The following is a 17,552-nucleotide window of genomic DNA, read 5'->3' as shown; positions in this document are numbered from 1 at the left end:
TTAATCGGCTCTTAGTGCTACAATTGGTTTAACTTTTGCTGCTTTTATCGCCGGGATTAGGCCCGCCAATACCCCTGCAACAATTAATACTACAGTGGAAGTAACCACAGTTACCGTATCTACGGAAGGATTGGAAAATGCCGGTGCATCTACAATAGGTGATATAAGGCCTACTATGGCCATGGCAAATATCATCCCGATCAATCCAGAAATTGAGGTAATAAATACCGATTCCAACAGAACCAGTTTAATTACGTCGAATGGTTTTGCCCCTAAAGCTTTTCTAATACCAATTTCTTTGGTGCGTTCTTTTATAATGAATACCAAAATATTACCAATCCCAACAATTCCAGCAATTAAAATAAGCATCCCAATGCCTATGCTTATTACTGAAAGCATGGTGGTAAAGTTGGAAACGTCTGAAAATCCTTCAGCGTAATTATTCATGTAAATGGCCCCTTGATCGTCGGGATCAATAACCAATCTTCTCTTTAAAATAGTTTCGAGATTATCGGAAAAATTTATGGCTTCCGCAAAATTGAATTCTGGATTGTAGGTTAAAGCAATTTGATCGATCTGATTGGTGTTCCCGTACAGCCTTTGGAAAGTAGTAACTGGCACGTACATATTGCGCTCTTCCCTTTCGTTTCCATCATCAGAAAAAACACCGATCACTTTATACGAAAGATCATTTAGAATAATATTCTGCCCAACGGCTTCTTCCTTTTTAAACAACTCATCGGCAACAACTTTACCAACGACAACTACCTTTAAGGTGTTTTTTATATCATTTTCGTTAATGTAGCGTCCTTTATCTATAACAGTACGTTCAATTTGTTGATGATCGGGATTTACCGATCTTGCCGAGTAGGTTCCGGTCTCGTTGCCAACCCGAGCAGTGACGCTTTTTGTAAACCTAGGAGTAAGATACTCATAATAACCTACAAAACTTTTACGGATATAATCTAGGTCTTCATTGTCGAATTGGATTCTTCTCCCGGCCTCAAAACCACCATAAGGTTTGGTTGTAGAACCGGGGTATATAAAAATGGAATTGGTGGCATCATCGTTAAACTGTTTCGTGAAACCATTTTTCATGCCGTCTACGGAAGCCAAGAGCAGTACCAAAATAAAGATCCCCCATGCTACCGAAAAACCAGTAAGAAAGGTTCTAAGCTTATTGCTTTTAATGCTGTGAAATATTTCTGACCAAAGATCCCTACTGAACATGTGGCGTTACTCTTACTTGATTAATAAAGCTATCTTCTACAATAACACCATCTTTTAAATGCACAATACGTTTACACATCTGTGCGATATCCTCTTCGTGGGTAACCACCAATATAGTTTTTCCTTGATCGTTTATCTTCTGAATAAGATCCATAACCTCATGCGAGGTTTTACTATCGAGCGCCCCAGTGGGCTCATCGGCTAGCATTACCTTAGGTTCTGCAGCCAATGCCCTTGCAATGGCAACACGTTGTTTTTGTCCCCCAGAAAGTTCACTGGGCAAGTGTTCAACCCATGGCCCTAGACCAACCGACTCCAAATACCTTACTGCTTTTTCCTTGCGTTCTTTTCTATTAACACCTTGATAATAGAGTGGTAGTGCCACGTTTTCCCAAGCTGTTTTGTAATTTATAAGATTGAAGGATTGAAAAATGAAACCTAGGAATTTGTTCCGATAATTGGCCGCTTTGGTTTCGCTTAGATTTTTAATAGGTACACCATCAAGAAGATATTCCCCTTCATCTAAATTATCGAGCATCCCAAGAATGTTAAGCAAGGTTGACTTTCCAGAACCAGAGGATCCCATTATTGCCACTAATTCCCCTTCTTCTACTGAAAAATTGATCCCTTTTAACACGTGAAGACTGTTGCTTCCCATGTGATAAGACTTATGAAGGTCTTTTATTTCTATCATGATGGTTAGTTTTCTATGATATTAGCTTGGCAATTCATTGCAGTAATTACATAAACTAGCAATGGATTACACGTATAAGACTTCTCGAATGTAGATTCGTTACGCTTAAAATGTGAAATAAATGTTAATTTTTTTACAAAACCCTAAAGCTTCGCGTCAATTCTTATTTCATTCTTTTAAATATAAAGTATCCAAGAACTGCAATAAGCACATAAGGTACCGCCATTAAATAAACGATCCCGTTATTAATTCCTTCTGCAACCTCTTGCCCTTCACCTGTTTCCAATACAGCCCGACACATGGCGCATTGGGCATGCAAAATATCCGGTAATATTAAAAAACCGATGAGTAACAATAAAATGTTGCGATACTTCATAGTATACAATTTAAGCGTAATAGGGGGATATCATAAGGTACACAATTACACCGGTTACTGCAACATACAACCACAACGGGAATGTAATTCTCGCAATTTTTCGGTGCTTATCAAATCGTTTAGCCAATGCTCTCACAAAAGTTATAAGCACTAATGGAATGATTCCTATGGATAAGACTATGTGTGTTATCAAAATAAAATAATAAATGTATTTCACAAAACCTTCACCACCATAAACAGTAGAATCGGATGTCATGTGGTAAGCAACATACATTACTAAAAAGGCAGCTGACAATGCAATACAGGTTTTCATTAACCGCTCGTGAAGTACTAATTTTTTGTTCTTAACGGCGATTACTGCTGCAACTAATAGTACAGCGGTGAGTCCGTTTATAGTAGCGTAAATAGGTGGAAGAAAACGAAGTGGCTCTACATTGGGCAATTTAATTCCGAAAAGGGCTGCCACCGCCACTGGAATAGCAATGGAAAGCACTACAATCCATTTATTATATTTTTTTTCTTCTGAGGTAATTTCGTTCATTATTCTTTATTTAATAAAGCTGCAATATCTTCTGCTATCATTTTTACTCCTTCATCTGTAGTACCATCATAGTACACTATAGGATTTCCAAATTCATCGGGACGGGAACGGATATAGCCTTCCCTATCAACCAATGCAAATAATCCGCTATGCTCGAAACCGCCATTTACATTTTCATTTTCTTCAGCATATAAGTTGAAACCTGTATTGGATAGTTTATATACTTGAGACATATCGCCGGTCATAAGATGCCAATTCGGATTGGTAACTCCGTATTCATCAGCATATTTTTTTAAAACTTCAGGTGTATCGTACTCGGGGTTGATTGTAAAAGAAGCAATACCAAAATCTTCGTTTCCTTTAAAACGGTTTTGCAACTTTATCATGTTCGCATTCATAATCGGACAGATAGAAGGGCAGGTAGTAAAGAAAAACTCCACTACAAACACCTTCCCTTCGTAATCTTTATTGGAAATAGTATCGTTGTTCTGATCCACAAATTTAAACGAAGGCACTTGCCCCATTTTCAGCAGATCGTCTGCTGTAACTTTTTTAGCACCTATGGAATGTCTATCCTGATCTACTACAGAACCACTACTTATGCGGTCTACGATCTCTGGAATGAAAATAATACCGAAAACCAACACCACAAAACCAATTACTATATACGATTTACTCTTCATCTTTTTCTGTATTATACTTTAGGTAAGAATCCCTTCTGGTAACTCCATTGTCTTTAACAGCCAATCGATATTCTGCCAAAAGAACTTTCATATCATCAATCATTTTATTGTTCAATACCGCCACGGAAGTCGCATCGTACCCAAATAATTCGCGCTTGGTATCATCGTCCTTTAATCGGCCTCTTAAGTCACCTTTTTTGTCCACAATAAAAACATAAGGACTATAAAGCTTTTCATCTAAAGAAAAGGGAGTATTTAAATTGGTAAACAAGGTAATGATATCGTTTTCCGGCGCAAAGACAAACTTCCAATTGGAGACATCCGCAAGTTTGCTCAGTTCCTTCTTCAATTCTTCTACTGCTGTCTCGGTACCCCTAGGGACTACCATAACAAACTGAAAATCCTCGAAACCGTTAAAACGTTTGTATATTTTTTGATTAAGGTTGAAAGCGTTTAATTTTCTGGCATCGATATCACCTCCCAAAAAACCAAGAACTGTAATTTTATCATCTAAGGAAGTTCCTAAGCTAGACCCTGCATCGACATTCTCGGTAAGCACCGGTAATTTACCAAAATTGTTCACTCCGGAAGCGAAAAACAAGTAAACCACAATAGGAAGTATAAACAACACTCCAAGAACAATATATTTCTTCATCTAGCTCTCTATTAAAACAGTACAAAAATAAAAAAAGACGGTTAAAAACCGTCCTTTTTGTATTGTTAAAGTATTAAAAATCCCAACTTACAAAGCCTTCATGATAAACATCATGAATGTAATTCCCTTCTACCAATAATATAAAGGCTAAGTAAGGAATTAATATAAGTAAGGGCAATACTATAGACCATCTAAAACTGCCCTTTTCACCTTCGAGGTGCATAAATGCCCAGGCGATATAATAGGCCTTAATGATTGTAAGGATTATAAATATCCAGTTTAGGAGCTTCATACCAAGTACGTAAGCATCTAAAGCAGCAGGACGTATAATACCCAATATAACTTCTACAATGGTAATTACGGAAAGGATCCCGAAAACTACCCAAATTCTTTTTGTATTCGATTCGTGTGCGTGTGCCATTTTTTAAAACTAAATAATTTATACAAGGTAAAAGAAGGTAAATACAAACACCCAAACGAGGTCTACAAAGTGCCAGTACAACCCAACTTTTTCTACCATCTCGTAACTCTTTCTTCTCTCGTAAGTTCCTAAAATTATATTGATGAAAATTATAATATTAATTACAACCCCAGAAAGCACGTGAAATCCGTGGAATCCAGTAATAAAGAAGAAGAAATCTGCAAATAAACGGTTACCATACTCATTGTGTACTAGATTGGCCCCTTCTACAACATAGGTTGCTTGCTCCAAACGTTCTGCGGTCTCTTCACGGGAAAGTATTGTTTTTTGCCCATTTTCATCAGACATTTCTGTTCTTGCCACAATATTAGGATTTGCTTCAAAACCAGCTTTTATTTCTGCTACCGTATAATTTGGTAAAGAAGACTCAGACATGTACCAAACACCATCATTTGGATGTTGTGTTACGCGCTCTCCTTCTATATTCTTTGCAAAATCTGCCAACGCTACGCGTTCGCCGGTTCCTTCATCTAAAAACTGTAAAATTCTTCCAGATTTAAGCTCCACAGCCCCATATTCACCCTTGATAAAGTTTTTCCACTCCCAAGCCTGAGAACCAACGAAGATAGCACCCCCGATTATGGTAAAAAACATATACCAAATAACTTTGTTCTTTTTAAGGTGATGTCCGGCGTCTACAGCCAAAACCATAGTAACAGAAGAAAAAATAAGGATAAACGTCATTAACGCCACATAGTACATTGGAGCGTCTACACCGTGTAAAAACGGAAAGTGAGTAAAAACTTCATCGGCAATTGGCCAAGTCTCGATAAACTTGTATCGTGAAAAACCATAAGCGGCTAAAAATCCAGAAAAAGTCAATGCATCGGATACGATAAAAAACCACATCATCATTTTACCATAACTGGCACCTAGAGGTTCGTTACCTCCACCCCAAACGTTTTCTTCAGAACCTGTTGTAACAGTAGCTTCCATAAATGTTAAAGTATTCTTATTTTAAAATTTTTCAAATTTACGCTTTTTATTTATCTAAAGAAATAGAAAAATAAAATCAAATATACCCACAAAAAGTCTAAAAAGTGCCAAAACATCGCACCGAGTTCTAAACCAAGGGTTTGACCGGGTTTGTACTTTTCTTTAAAATGATTATAAATTACCACCAAAAGCACTATTAACCCTCCAAATACGTGCACTAAGTGGGAAAAAACAATGGCATACAGGAAAGAAGTGGTTATCGTACTTTCACTTCCCGTAAAATAATACCCTGCATCTATAATTTCTGAAAAGCCTTGAAATTGAAAGAAAACAAAAACCAGCCCCAAAACAAATGTTGCCAGCAACAGCTTGGTGGCATTACTTCTAGTACCTCTCTCAATTGCTTTTTTAGCCATAAAAAAGGTTACACTACTCAATACAATAGCTAAAGTACTGTAAAGAAAAGCCATGGGTATTTCCATATCGGAAATCCAATCTGGACGCGATTTACTTACCACATACGCACTCGTAAGGCCTGCAAACATCATGGCAATACTTATCATCCCGAACCAGAGCATCATTTTTTTTGCTCTAGCATTCTTCAACTTATCACTTCCTTGCGTTAAATCCATTAACTTAAAAATTTATCAACTACATAAACAATTTGCATCAATGTAATATAGCTTACGCTGGCCAACATTAATGCCCTTGCTGATTTATTATCCCTTTTTTGATACAATCTGAATGCAAAACCAAGCATCCCCAATCCCAATAAAAAAACCAGGATGGCCGCAGGAACAGACAACGTTAACCTACCCGTTAATCCGGTTACTGGAAATACTGATGCCAAGATCATCCAGATGGTATACATAATAATTTGTATGGCGGTTGCTTTATCTTTCTTTCCTGTTGGCAACATTTTAAATCCGGCGCGATTGTAATCTTCATCCAAAACCCAACCAATCGCCCAAAAATGTGGGAATTGCCAAAAAAATTGTATCATAAATAATGTTCCTGGCTCGATACCAAAATCGTTTGTAGCAGCTACCCAACCTAACATAAAAGGAATGGCGCCAGGGAATGCCCCTACAAAAACAGCCAAGGGCGTTTTTGTTTTTAAAGGCGTATAAACGCAGGTATAGAGAAAAATTGAAATGGCACCGAACATCGCAGTTTTAGGATTTACCACGTATAAAGTGATCACACCTAGAATTGTAAATGTTACTGCAATTATAAATGCTGTATTGGTAGACATCCTTCCAGAAGGAATTGGCCTGTTTTGGGTACGTTTCATCAACGCATCCAAATCTTTTTCAATAAGCTGATTAAATGCATTTGAAGCCCCTACCATAAAATAGCCGCCAAACGCCAACAGCAGTAAAACTTTTAAACTAAAGTTCTCTGCACCCAATAAATAACCCGCTATGGAAGAGAACACCACACTAAAAGCGAGCCCAGCCTTTGTAATTTGCTTGAAATCATCAAAAATTAGGGCAAAAGAATTTGTATGTGTAGTGGTATCCAATGCGGTTTTCATCTATTGAAAATTAGTACTCCCTTTTAAAAAAGCAACCATGTAATTTTGCTTTCGGGAATTCGCCCAAACGATTTATTTCTAAATAATTTATTTATAAAAATTAAATTTATTCAAGCTTTTTTATCGATCCTTTATAAATCGGGTGCAAAGATAACTCACAAAAGGTTTTTATGCAATGATTTAGGGAATTACTCAACTTTAAAAATTATAGGCTTTAAAAAAATAACATCTACAGCCGTATTCCCTTGTTTTCCGGGCTTCATCTGAGGAATTAAACCCGTAACCCTAGCCGCTTCTTTCTCTAAGGATTTGTGCGGCGCCCTAACTTTAACATCTGAAACCTTTCCGGATTTGTCAATTTTGCACTGCACATCTATTCTTAAAACACCGGAAAGACCATAATCTGAAGCCATGGAAGCATTAAAATTATTCCTAACAATACGGTTTATCTGTTCACTCATGCAATCCCTACGCTCTTTATTGGAGGTGAGCGACTCGCAACCGGGATAGACCGGCACAAATTCTACACTATTTACGGAAATTGGCCCCAAATCTTTATCCGGGTGCACATACTCTATCTCATCTAAAGAAAGATCTTCTTGACCTGTCGTTTTATTCAAAAATTCGTCTTTAGCTTCGAGCTTCGCATTATCTTCAACTACCTTCAACTCATCCGCTACCCTCTTTTTCTGTGGCGCATCTATATTTTTTTCCTTGGTTTTAACTTTTTCAACTTCAAAAACAGGCATGGAATAGACATTTTCATCCTCCAAAATAGAAGAAACGACCGCACCGCTAACGTTGGGAACCGCAAAGGCCGTTTCAATTAAAAAATAACTGAATGCTAAACTACAAAGCAGCCCTATTTGAAAGCGAATCATGGCACCTCCTATTTTTAGGTCTTTTTTAGAGGTTTTAGAAGTTGAAATTTCTTGGGACTTTGGCTTTTTAAAGATTCTCATAATGTTATGGTTTTTAAGTGATTACTATAAAAACCATATTCAAGAAACATACCAAAAACAAAAAAGCCCGAGTTAAAAACCCGAGCTTTAAAATATATCGTGAAAAAATTCCTTAATTCAACTTAAATACAATTGGATATGCAAAAGTTACCGGTGTTGGTTTACCTCTTTGCTTACCAGGAATAAGTTTAGGAAGTGAATTAATAATTCTTCTTGCTTCTGCATCTAAACTTTTGTCTGGAGCTCTTGTATTTAAAATAGTAATAGAACCATCTTTGTTAATACGGAAGTTTACATATACCCTTCCTTGAATACCCATTTCCTGAGCCATTTCTGGATAACGGAAAGTTCTTCTTACGTGTTTATCCAAATTCTCTTTGAAACATGCAAATTGTTGTGCTTTTGGCACTCCTTTACAATCTTCAAACATTGGTTTATCTTCAATAACTGTAAAAGGTACATCTACATCTACAGGCTCGTCTACCTCTACAATCTCTTCAACCTCCACTATTTCTTCTTCTTGATCTGTTTCCGTAGATTCGATAACGGTTTCCTCCACTTCTTCTTCATCCTCAACAACCTCAATAACTTCTGGTGCTGCAGGTGGCGGTGGTGGCGGTGGCGTTTTTAATTGCTCGGTTAAAGGCACTTCTTCCTCTAACTGATCATCTACTTCCATTGTATAATCAAAAGCTTCTACCTTGTCGTATTTCTTCCATTCGATGGCTCGCCAAGTTAGAAATGAAATCAAAGCCAACCCTATAGCAAAGTACAAACCGCTATTACGAGTTAAATCGGCTTTTGGATTCTTTTTAGGTTCCATAATCTATATATTTGAGTGCTAATTTAATTATTTATTTGCATTATTTCCAATTTAATTTCCCTTTTTAACGCATTTGGTACGCTAACCAAAACTTTATCAAAAAGATAGCTATTAAAATCCCGATGGAATTTGCCAGCACATCCTTCAAATCGAAGGATCTTTCAAAGGGCATTACGTATTGTAACACCTCAATAAGCATACCATAAACAAAAGAGAACAGGGAAATTTTTAAAAGTGGGTTTTTTAATGGTGTTTTTCTTAAATAGAGATAGAATAGAACGGTATTTACAAAATAAAAAATTCCGTGTACCAGTTTATCTGAAACCTCGATTTCCGATTCTACCTCGTGAACCAAGTCTACCGATATTAAACTAGCTACCGTAATAGCACACAACCAAAAAACCGCTATACTGAGATAAAAGTACTTAGGAAGCTCCAATAAGTTCTTTATAATCGGCATCGCTTAGTAAATCATCCACTTCAGAAGCATCAGAAAATTTAATTTTAATCATCCAGCCTTCTCCATAAGGATCGGAGTTTACCTTTTCAGGCTCATCTTCTAGGGACTCATTAAATTCAATAATTTCTCCGGAAAGTGGTAAAAATAAGTCAGACACTGTTTTTACAGCTTCTACAGTACCGAAAATCTCTTCTCTCTCTAAGGTCTCGTCTACCGTTTCTACTTCTACGTAAACGATGTCTCCCAATTCTCCTTGAGCAAAATCTGTAACGCCAACCGTCGCCACATCTCCCTCAATCTTCACCCACTCGTGATCTTTTGTGTATTTTAATTCTGAAGGAATATTCATAAAAAATAATAGATTAATTTATTAGCTGGACAAATGTAATTCTTTATAACATTGATTTCAAACAGAAAAGCGTTAATTTCCGAAATTATAGCGTAAAGTGAAGCCTGTACGGATGGTTGTCTGCGGAAAAGCAGTGGAAACTTTAAACTCGGAGAACGTATGATCGTAGAAAAATAACGTGGTTAAATTCTTGGTAAGCGCGTAATCGGCGGTGAATTTTAAGGCCCAAATATTCTGTCCCGCAGTAACCTGATTGGTATTAATATCTAAATTCCTGATAATAGTAATATTATCGCGTAACGAAAGGTCTGCTTTTAAATTTAAATCGCCACGCAGCACGTTTCGCTTACCACCAATATTGGTAACAAACCGCAGATCGGAAATTCTGTAACCTAACCCCACCACATATTCATCCCCAGACATTTCTGTAAGTAAATTATTATCAAAACTCAACGAAAGCGCTCTATCCTTTCGCATTTCCGCAAGAATACTTATGGAGTTTGTCATTTCAAAATCCACTCGCATTAACGGATTAAACTGTTCCACCAGCGTCGCATTGGTAAACAATAATGGGTTTTTAAAGTTACCCGATTGATCGAAATCACTGCCTTTACCAAAATCCAGATTGCTACGGAAACTATTAATACTATAGCTTGACCTATAACCGTGCGCTAATGAAAAACGCCTAAAATTATCCTTAAACCACTGCATACGCATAAGTCCAGTATACTTAACAGTCCAATTAGGTAGCGGGGTGTCTCTAAATGCCTCCAAAGAAATAGAGCTTGCATCTTTCCCCCGGTAAGCCGCCAAGAAAGCTGGCAATAACACCGCCTGGTTTGTGGGCCCGTAACCTTGGGGATATGTGGTGGCATCTGGATTTATAGGTTCTCCAGCAAGACGCTGTGCAACAACTATCCTGTTCTCGCTAAATTGATTAAAAGTTTCGGAAGTAGCTTGTGCAGCCTTATCAAAAGAAGTTCCAATCATTATGGTAGAAATAGAGAAATCTCCATATTTATTTTGAATAAGCGCATCGTAATCTAATATACCATCTCCGTTTAAATCAACAATACGATAGTTTTCCGCATACGATTCCGCATATTGCCTATCTGCCACCAAGTCTATGGTTAAATCTTTAAACGGTTGCACATTGGCAGAAATATTCAATTGTTTCGCTTTACGCGACATGTATTGCTCATTGAATTCGGGGAATGTAGTCAACCATCCTTTTTGGGCGGCCTCGAATCTAACATCAGATTGTGCTCCAAAAACAAAGCCCCAAGAAGGCCGCAAGGTTCCAATAAACCCAATCGATTCGGTATACCCAGGAAGCACTTTCCCTTGATTATCGGTGTAGCTCACACTTAACCTCTTTACCATAGTAGCGAGGTCGATAAAAGTATTGTAGGCACCATACTTATCTTTTTTAACGACCTTGGGTGTTTGTTCCCCGTCGGGATCAGCAATTGGAAGCGCCCCCCTTGAAGATTCAGAACCACTTTTCCCTTTTTTCTCGATCCCTAAATAAGAATACAACTTATCCATCGTTAAGGAAGCATTCAGGTTTTGCGTATTTGCGTTTTGTATGGTATTAAGGTCTTCCCCCGCAATATCGTTTAAAACTTGACTCCCCCTTTGCCAATCGAAATCCCCGGTATACGCGTACGTGGCATCTACAAAGTTTAAGAAAGGAATTTTATTTAGGGGAATATCGTAGTTTACCTGTAATTGTTGGGTATGCCTGTTGGGGTCTCCTACATCCCAAAAACCATCCCAAAGCGCTAAATCTGTATTTACAAACTCATCCCCGTTTTCATCTTCTTCCAAATAGTTTTTTACAATATGGTTGTTGGCGGCCGTAAAATTGAACTGCAAGGATTTTGTTAGGTTGTAATTGATGGCGTATTGCCAATCGAACAAATAATTTCGCTGCTGAACCTCTGGTAACCCCAAAAATTGGTCGGAGCTCCCAGCTTCCAACACCTGTCTAAAAGACTGTTTATTTAAAGTTCTGGTAATATTGGAATTTAAGGAAATGCTCGTCGGAAGGGCATTGAAATTAAACTCTTTTAACCAATCCCAATACTTACTTTGCAAAATGGAATCGGCATTTTTAAGCGGCACTACTTCTAAAGGCTGAAAATTGTGACTGTATAAAAATCCTGTTCGAACATTTTGATCTTTCAATTTCTGAATTTCATAATCCCGATGATCCACTTGATTGTAGGCAAAATTGAAGGTGAAGTTTTCAACATCGTAAACTTTTGGCTTTTGCTCGGGTCCTCTATTTTTACGCACTCCAATAAAGTTTATACTTTTTCTCTTGGTGTAGTCTTCCGCTTGTTGTAGTACTTCTTCCTTTCTTTCTTCCGTTGGGGCAGCATCTAAACGATCTTCCAGTTTTATATCTTGATAAAGGGGATCGAATTCTGGAGTAATCAATTCTTCAGAAACACTATAATTCATCGGGAATTGTATTCCCCATCTTTTTGGAAGCAGTTGCCCCAAATTAACATTACTGTTTAAAGCATATTGCATTAAATCTTCCCGGCTACGCTCGTTTGGTGTTTGATCGATATTACCAAAACCAGAGGTACTCATATTCCCTGTGGCAGAAACACTCGCAAAATCGGCTAGTGTTAAATCTACTGCAGCTACCGCAGCCCAACCTCCGCTATTGTCCAGTTCTGCTAAACGCAATTCATTAAACCAAACCTCTCCACAAACATCTTCCCCTACACCAGTGTTTGGGTTTTTAACCCCTACCATAGCGGCCCTTACGTTTCCTAAACTGGGGTTTCCTTTAACAGCCACACGCAATTTTCCCAGTTCCCGAGGCGCAAATTCATCTATCTGGTTACCGTCTTCATCGTAATACGTTACATCTTGTAAGGTGCCATCGGCAATTCCTTGCGATTTAATTTTGGAAAGTAATGATAACGGAAGGTCAATATTGTTCACATCCGGCCAAATGGTACCGGGATCTGTTGTTCCGGGAGGTGTAATTTGAAGCGGAATCTCTACCTGATAATAGTTCTCCCTAAAATCGGTTCCAAACCGTAAAAAGGCCACCAAATCACCATCGCTTACCGGTGTATTTTCGTATTGCTCGGCATGTACAAACATTTTTATCCTTTTGTACTGCCTTATATCTACATTAATATTCTTAAAAACCCCTCGGGAGTCTTCTGGTTCTAGATCGCACACCGCAAAAGACAACGATTGTTCGTTTTGACGGATGATCGTATTGTTATTATTTAACTGCTCTCTTACAACCCCGGGCGGCAAACGATAAGGAATAGGTTCTCTCTGTTCGTTTTCTTGAATATTTACGGTATTAACATCCACAAAAGTGCCATCGTCATCTGGATCTGGATCGTCCTCTGGTTGTAAACTTGAAGAATAGTTTCTCCAGTCCCCACGTACAAGATCTAAAGTACCAAAGCGCAAGACCACAGGATCATCGAAACCGGTAAGAAACATACGCATAAAGCTGATGGAACGTATGTCTGTTATTCCACCAATGGCATCATCAAATTCATCAATAGGAACTTTGAACTGAATCCAACGTACCCGATAGCTGTCGTTATTGGGCACTTCTACATCTACCTCACGAATGTCGGAAACATAGCGATCCGTTCTTTGAATATTCGGTTCTATAGGGATTCGGTATTGAAAATAACTGTCGACTGTATTCATGGTTAAATCCCTATTGATATCTTCCACATCTGGCAAGGTGGTAGACCCTCGATTGTTATTTCCCACCTGCACAGGAGAGTTGCCCTGAGGGTTATTATAATTGTAATATCGATCTAAAATCCCACCAGTTGCCTCGAGATAAAACTGGTAGTTATCCAATGCGGGATCGGGACCTGGGTTGTTATAAAATTGCGATTCCTCGGCATCTAAAACACCATCGTAACCTGCATCCTGAATATTTCTGTTTGCCGTATCGGCATCAAAAGCATATACCAGAGATTGGGTGGAAGGAACCCTTGCAAAATTGGTAGTATTTACCAAAGCTGGATTATTTTCAACCGGCAGACCGTTTTCGTACTGTTTCCTACCGTCTTTTAAAATATCTTCATTAATATTCCCTAGGTTAAAAACAAGTTCCCCTCCTGCTCCGGGAATAGGACCGTCTTGATAATAAGGATCTAGCACCCAAAACTGAATAAATTCCACATTTGCCTGCTCAAAATTGGTGCTGCTTACAGACCTCATAATCCCTGCCCATCGATCGTCATCGGGCAAAGCACCAAAATTACTATTATCGTTATAAGGCCCTTTTTCATTAGGATAATAGGCCACGTCTAAAGTAGGCTGCACCAAGGTTTGTCCTTGAGCTACATCCTGCTGCGGAAAGATTTCATCTATAAAAATACGCCTAGTAAAATTATTGGAAATATCATCATCTGAAACTCCACCGGGCCTCTGGTTGCTATAAAATATAGGGTCGATAGTATACCAAGCCATTTTTGCACGCTGCTGTCGTGAGCCAACATTATCGTTTTCCAATTCTCCACCATACCCTATAGGCGCACTTGCTAAAGACCATGCCAAAGAAGAACGGATATCAATAAAGGCTTGGGCCCCTTCAAAATCGTCTAAATACGACGTGGTTTCCCCATCGAAGTCGGAACTTTTGGGCGAACCTGGAATTAAATATGCAAAGTCCCCCCGAACAGATAGGTTAGAAGGCGCATCGGTATCGATGTTTGGCAACTTATTTACCATACGGGTTAAAAAAGGGATTTCCTTGGAGAAATTTCCATTTAACCCAAAAATACTATTATTAACAGGCTCCACCCCGAAATTGGCTTTTTGTGTTAGCGGGCGCTCGCTCATGTTCAAGAAAGTTCCTCCAAATGTCAAGTTTTCATTGAATTGATGGTCTACATGAATTCCAGAAAACCTTCTTGTTTGCTGGCCAAATACAGCATTGTTTTCTACGGAAACCTCTATGGGAACGTTGGAAGCGCGCAATCCTTCATCCAAAATCTGGACCGTCCCCGCCTGATAATTCACGGTATAATCGATTCCTTCCTGCAACACCCTACCTCCAGCGGTAACCCGAACCGATCCTCGGGGTACGTTGAATGCACCCAAAGGAATTCCTCCAGAACTCTCTGCCTTATAACGCCCTTTAAGCATAAACTTATTTTTTTCGGCATTTTCTAAAGATGCCGCTTTGGTAAGTTTATACATGTTTCGGTACACGTATTCTGCTTGGTTATCGTTGTTTGGAACAAAATTGGGATCGTCGTAGTTTCCACCACCACCGAGAAGATCATATAAATATTCCCCAAAAGGTTCTACCTTGGTAAATTTTATCAATCCGTTTTGCACATCTACGGTTATTCCCGGCAAGAAATCGAAAAAACCATCTCCTCCATTCTGCGGATCGTTGTAGACATTTAACCTATCAAAATTAAAAACGTCCAATAAAATTCGCTCCTCCAGCCCTTGTGGCCATGTAGCATCGTCGATTGGGGAGATATAGTTAATGGGGGAAGGATCGGTATAAAGAATATTCATTCTAAAATCCTCTTGCGATAATTGAAAAGCTCCCGTGGAATAAAAGTTCTTCATCATCAAATCCCAAATAGGATCTGAAATATTCGTAATATTACTCTTAAGCATTTTAAGCACCAAGGCTTGCGGGTTTACTTGAGTTACCACCCCATTTGTTTCTTCAAACTCGGTTGCATTTACCCCATCGTTGGCAAATTCCCCAACTTGGTAAACTTCCCCTTGATAGGTATATTGAAAGGCTACCGCCAGCACCTCATCATTATTTAACCGTTGGTTTAAGGAAATATAACCTAGTTGGGTATCTACAGTATATTCCCTATTTGGCTCTAATTTTCTTGCGTTTTCTAGAATCCCGTAGTCAAAACCTTGACTGGGATTGTATCCTGCTATATTAAATCCTTGCTGTACAGTGGCTATATCCCTAACCGCATCTGTTAAAGCGGAACCTGCTCCGCCAATATTAAAAGGGTCGTAGGCGTTTCCTGAGTTTCTTGGAAGGTTGTTAACTGTCGTGAAAAATCCAGGAGGCGCATTTTGATTGATCCGTGTATTGTCGGGCTCTGTTTCCCCTAAATCCTGCAGCGCTACGATATTTCTTACATTATCTGTACGTTGTGCACGGTTGGTTACCCAAACTTCAATACGGGTAATTTGCACCTGACTTCTAATGTATGGGTAATTTGCTAACGCTTCATCGTATTGATCCCTGAAATACTGCGAAAGGAAGAAGTGCCTATCCTCATCATAATCCAACGCTAAAATCTCAAACTCATTTACCGTTCCACCTCCTTGTGCTGTTACACTTCTACTTTGCGAACGCTGTTCAGAAAAAACACCGGTAACGGTTGTTCTCCCGAATTGCAGTTCAGTTTTAACACCAAATAAACTTTGCGCACCATTGATTAAAGAACTGTTGAGGGGCATACTAACATTACCCACTTCTATTTTCTGAATAATATCGTCTTCATCTGGCGTGTATTCGAGTTTTATTAAGTTTTGAAAATCGAAGGTCGCCTCTGTATCGTAGTTCGCATTTATACTAAGCCTAGTTCCTATCTGCCCTAATAAACTCAAACTTATCCTTTGATCGAAATCGAAAGAAACGTTGCTTCTATTCCGTGGCGATAGTGCGGGATTGTCATTTTTTTGATAACGCACCCCTAAGTCCATCGCTACAGAACCTTGAGGGATAATTTCAATGGTATTACCGCCAAAAATACTTTCGAAAAAGTTAGAATTCACGTAGAAACTTGGCAAAAGGTTTTTTTGTGCTTCTTCACTGCCTTCCTTACCTGAAATGGCGTCTATCTTTTCCTTAAAATACCCCTTCATTTGTTCTTTGAGAATCAAACGCTGGTATTCTTCTGGAGTTAAAATCACGGGATATGCAATGTCGTAATTCCCAATGGTTTCTGTAAAGATGTATTTATCGGTAACTGGGTCGTACGTATATTTTGAAGAAATACTTTCGGGATCCTGCAACTTAATTTTACCCAAAGAAACGCCAACCTGGGTAGAGTCCTGCTCTTCTTGAGACTCTTCCTGGGACATAACAGTAGAACTTGTTAGCAAAAAACAAAAAACAAAAAAAGTTTTTAGCAATTTGCCAATTAATTTAGGGCCGGTTACAGTTTTCAAGCCAGTTATAAGTTTTTAAGCGCGTTTTTTATAATGTTTTCGACACTTAAATCAGGGTCGGTTTTTACAATTTTATCTACTACTTTTTCAGCTTGCTTTCGGGTAAAACCCAAAACCTCTAATGCAGATAACGCCTCATCTTTATTTGTATTGTCTTGTTTTGTGAAAACTTCATCAATGTCATAAATTTTAAGGACTTTGTCTTTTAAATCGATAATTACACGTTGCGCTGTCTTCGCACCAATTCCTTTTACCGATTGAATGGTGGCCACATCGCTCGATGCAATGGCATCCCGAACTTGCACCGGGTCTAACGAACTAAGCATCGTTCTTGCGATACTCGCCCCAATACCCGAAACAGAAATTAACAGTTTGAATATCTCTCGCTCTGCCTTATCTGCAAATCCGTAAAGCGTATGGGAATCTTCCTTTACCTGCAAATAGGTGTAAAGTTGTAAACTTTCGCTGGAAGAAATCTTGGAATACGTATTTAGTGAAATATGAACTTGGTAGCCTAAACCATTACACTCGATAACCACATCGGTTGGATTCTTTTCAATAAGTCTGCCTTTTATCTGTGTAATCATTCTTAATAAAAAGTTAATGCTTCAAATGTAATAAATTTTAATACACTTGAAGCATTATTTAA

General features: G+C 38.5%; 16 protein-coding genes. All 16 read right to left on the bottom strand.

The genetic code is table 11. The features are described 5' to 3' along the window. Nucleotides 1-1,230: an ABC transporter permease gene (locus HX109_RS07785; RefSeq protein ID WP_178950846.1), complete on the bottom strand. Its 1,230-nt coding sequence runs from the start codon at nucleotides 1,228-1,230 to the stop codon at nucleotides 1-3. Continuing rightward, complete coding sequence (locus HX109_RS07780; RefSeq protein ID WP_178950844.1) at nucleotides 1,220-1,924, bottom strand: ABC transporter ATP-binding protein; 705 nt, start codon at nucleotides 1,922-1,924, stop codon at nucleotides 1,220-1,222. Before HX109_RS07780 ends, HX109_RS07785 begins: the two co-directional genes overlap by 11 nt. A gap of 163 nt (nucleotides 1,925-2,087) precedes the next feature. Beyond that, nucleotides 2,088-2,300 carry a hypothetical protein gene (locus tag HX109_RS07775; RefSeq protein ID WP_178950842.1) on the bottom strand — a complete coding sequence of 71 codons (213 nt, stop codon included), beginning with the start codon at nucleotides 2,298-2,300 and terminating at the stop codon, nucleotides 2,088-2,090. 10 nt (nucleotides 2,301-2,310) lie between these two features. Then, the gene (locus HX109_RS07770; protein ID WP_178950840.1) at nucleotides 2,311-2,841 is read right to left on the bottom strand and encodes a DUF420 domain-containing protein; all 531 of its coding nucleotides are present in this window, start codon (nucleotides 2,839-2,841) and stop codon (nucleotides 2,311-2,313) included. Further along, nucleotides 2,841-3,524, bottom strand: coding sequence for an SCO family protein (locus HX109_RS07765; protein ID WP_178950838.1), 684 nt, complete (start codon nucleotides 3,522-3,524; stop codon nucleotides 2,841-2,843). The genes HX109_RS07770 and HX109_RS07765 overlap by 1 nt, the downstream gene beginning before the upstream one ends. Then, nucleotides 3,514-4,179: a hypothetical protein gene (locus HX109_RS07760; RefSeq protein ID WP_178950837.1), complete on the bottom strand. Its 666-nt coding sequence runs from the start codon at nucleotides 4,177-4,179 to the stop codon at nucleotides 3,514-3,516. The genes HX109_RS07765 and HX109_RS07760 overlap by 11 nt, the downstream gene beginning before the upstream one ends. A gap of 73 nt (nucleotides 4,180-4,252) precedes the next feature. Further along, the gene (locus HX109_RS07755; protein ID WP_178950835.1) at nucleotides 4,253-4,600 is read right to left on the bottom strand and encodes a cytochrome C oxidase subunit IV family protein; all 348 of its coding nucleotides are present in this window, start codon (nucleotides 4,598-4,600) and stop codon (nucleotides 4,253-4,255) included. 18 nt (nucleotides 4,601-4,618) lie between these two features. Further along, entirely contained in the window at nucleotides 4,619-5,596 is a 978-nt protein-coding gene (locus tag HX109_RS07750; protein ID WP_178950833.1) for a cytochrome c oxidase subunit 3, read from the bottom strand. 50 nt (nucleotides 5,597-5,646) lie between these two features. After that, entirely contained in the window at nucleotides 5,647-6,228 is a 582-nt protein-coding gene (locus HX109_RS07745; protein WP_178950831.1) for a heme-copper oxidase subunit III, read from the bottom strand. Beyond that, the gene (gene cyoE, locus HX109_RS07740) at nucleotides 6,228-7,133 is read right to left on the bottom strand and encodes a heme o synthase (RefSeq protein ID WP_178950829.1); all 906 of its coding nucleotides are present in this window, start codon (nucleotides 7,131-7,133) and stop codon (nucleotides 6,228-6,230) included. Before cyoE ends, HX109_RS07745 begins: the two co-directional genes overlap by 1 nt. Before the next feature lie 188 nt (nucleotides 7,134-7,321). Then, the gene (locus HX109_RS07735) at nucleotides 7,322-8,095 is read right to left on the bottom strand and encodes an energy transducer TonB (RefSeq protein WP_178950828.1); all 774 of its coding nucleotides are present in this window, start codon (nucleotides 8,093-8,095) and stop codon (nucleotides 7,322-7,324) included. A 112-nt stretch (nucleotides 8,096-8,207) separates the two neighbouring features. Beyond that, nucleotides 8,208-8,918 carry an energy transducer TonB gene (locus HX109_RS07730; RefSeq protein ID WP_178950826.1) on the bottom strand — a complete coding sequence of 237 codons (711 nt, stop codon included), beginning with the start codon at nucleotides 8,916-8,918 and terminating at the stop codon, nucleotides 8,208-8,210. A 64-nt stretch (nucleotides 8,919-8,982) separates the two neighbouring features. Next, nucleotides 8,983-9,378 carry a VanZ family protein gene (locus HX109_RS07725; protein WP_178950824.1) on the bottom strand — a complete coding sequence of 132 codons (396 nt, stop codon included), beginning with the start codon at nucleotides 9,376-9,378 and terminating at the stop codon, nucleotides 8,983-8,985. Next, entirely contained in the window at nucleotides 9,344-9,727 is a 384-nt protein-coding gene (gene gcvH / locus HX109_RS07720; RefSeq protein WP_178950822.1) for a glycine cleavage system protein GcvH, read from the bottom strand. Before gcvH ends, HX109_RS07725 begins: the two co-directional genes overlap by 35 nt. Nucleotides 9,728-9,799: 72 nt before the next feature. Further along, nucleotides 9,800-16,903: a cell surface protein SprA gene (gene sprA, locus HX109_RS07715; RefSeq protein WP_178950820.1), complete on the bottom strand. Its 7,104-nt coding sequence runs from the start codon at nucleotides 16,901-16,903 to the stop codon at nucleotides 9,800-9,802. A gap of 5 nt (nucleotides 16,904-16,908) precedes the next feature. Then, nucleotides 16,909-17,490 carry a Holliday junction branch migration protein RuvA gene (ruvA, locus tag HX109_RS07710; protein ID WP_178950818.1) on the bottom strand — a complete coding sequence of 194 codons (582 nt, stop codon included), beginning with the start codon at nucleotides 17,488-17,490 and terminating at the stop codon, nucleotides 16,909-16,911. Between the last annotated feature and the right edge of the window lie 62 nt (nucleotides 17,491-17,552).

This window comes from Galbibacter sp. BG1, assembly GCF_013391805.1.
GTDB lineage: Bacteria > Bacteroidota > Bacteroidia > Flavobacteriales > Flavobacteriaceae > Galbibacter.
This window is presented reverse-complemented; position numbering and strand designations above follow the sequence as displayed.

Bases quoted from the DNA above. Each gene is read 5' to 3' on its own strand.
- HX109_RS07765 (WP_178950838.1), bottom strand. From the start codon at position 3,524: ATGAAGAGTAAATCGTATATAGTAATTGGTTTTGTGGTGTTGGTTTTC.
- HX109_RS07750 (WP_178950833.1), bottom strand. From the start codon at position 5,596: ATGGAAGCTACTGTTACAACAGGTTCTGAAGAAAACGTTTGGGGTGGA.
- HX109_RS07725 (WP_178950824.1), bottom strand. From the start codon at position 9,378: ATGCCGATTATAAAGAACTTATTGGAGCTTCCTAAGTACTTTTATCTC.
- HX109_RS07755 (WP_178950835.1), bottom strand. From the start codon at position 4,600: ATGGCACACGCACACGAATCGAATACAAAAAGAATTTGGGTAGTTTTC.
- HX109_RS07775 (WP_178950842.1), bottom strand. From the start codon at position 2,300: ATGAAGTATCGCAACATTTTATTGTTACTCATCGGTTTTTTAATATTA.
- ruvA (WP_178950818.1), bottom strand. From the start codon at position 17,490: ATGATTACACAGATAAAAGGCAGACTTATTGAAAAGAATCCAACCGAT.
- HX109_RS07735 (WP_178950828.1), bottom strand. From the start codon at position 8,095: ATGAGAATCTTTAAAAAGCCAAAGTCCCAAGAAATTTCAACTTCTAAA.
- HX109_RS07730 (WP_178950826.1), bottom strand. From the start codon at position 8,918: ATGGAACCTAAAAAGAATCCAAAAGCCGATTTAACTCGTAATAGCGGT.
- HX109_RS07745 (WP_178950831.1), bottom strand. From the start codon at position 6,228: ATGGATTTAACGCAAGGAAGTGATAAGTTGAAGAATGCTAGAGCAAAA.
- HX109_RS07760 (WP_178950837.1), bottom strand. From the start codon at position 4,179: ATGAAGAAATATATTGTTCTTGGAGTGTTGTTTATACTTCCTATTGTG.
- HX109_RS07770 (WP_178950840.1), bottom strand. From the start codon at position 2,841: ATGAACGAAATTACCTCAGAAGAAAAAAAATATAATAAATGGATTGTA.
- HX109_RS07780 (WP_178950844.1), bottom strand. From the start codon at position 1,924: ATGATAGAAATAAAAGACCTTCATAAGTCTTATCACATGGGAAGCAAC.
- cyoE (WP_178950829.1), bottom strand. From the start codon at position 7,133: ATGAAAACCGCATTGGATACCACTACACATACAAATTCTTTTGCCCTA.
- gcvH (WP_178950822.1), bottom strand. From the start codon at position 9,727: ATGAATATTCCTTCAGAATTAAAATACACAAAAGATCACGAGTGGGTG.
- HX109_RS07785 (WP_178950846.1), bottom strand. From the start codon at position 1,230: ATGTTCAGTAGGGATCTTTGGTCAGAAATATTTCACAGCATTAAAAGC.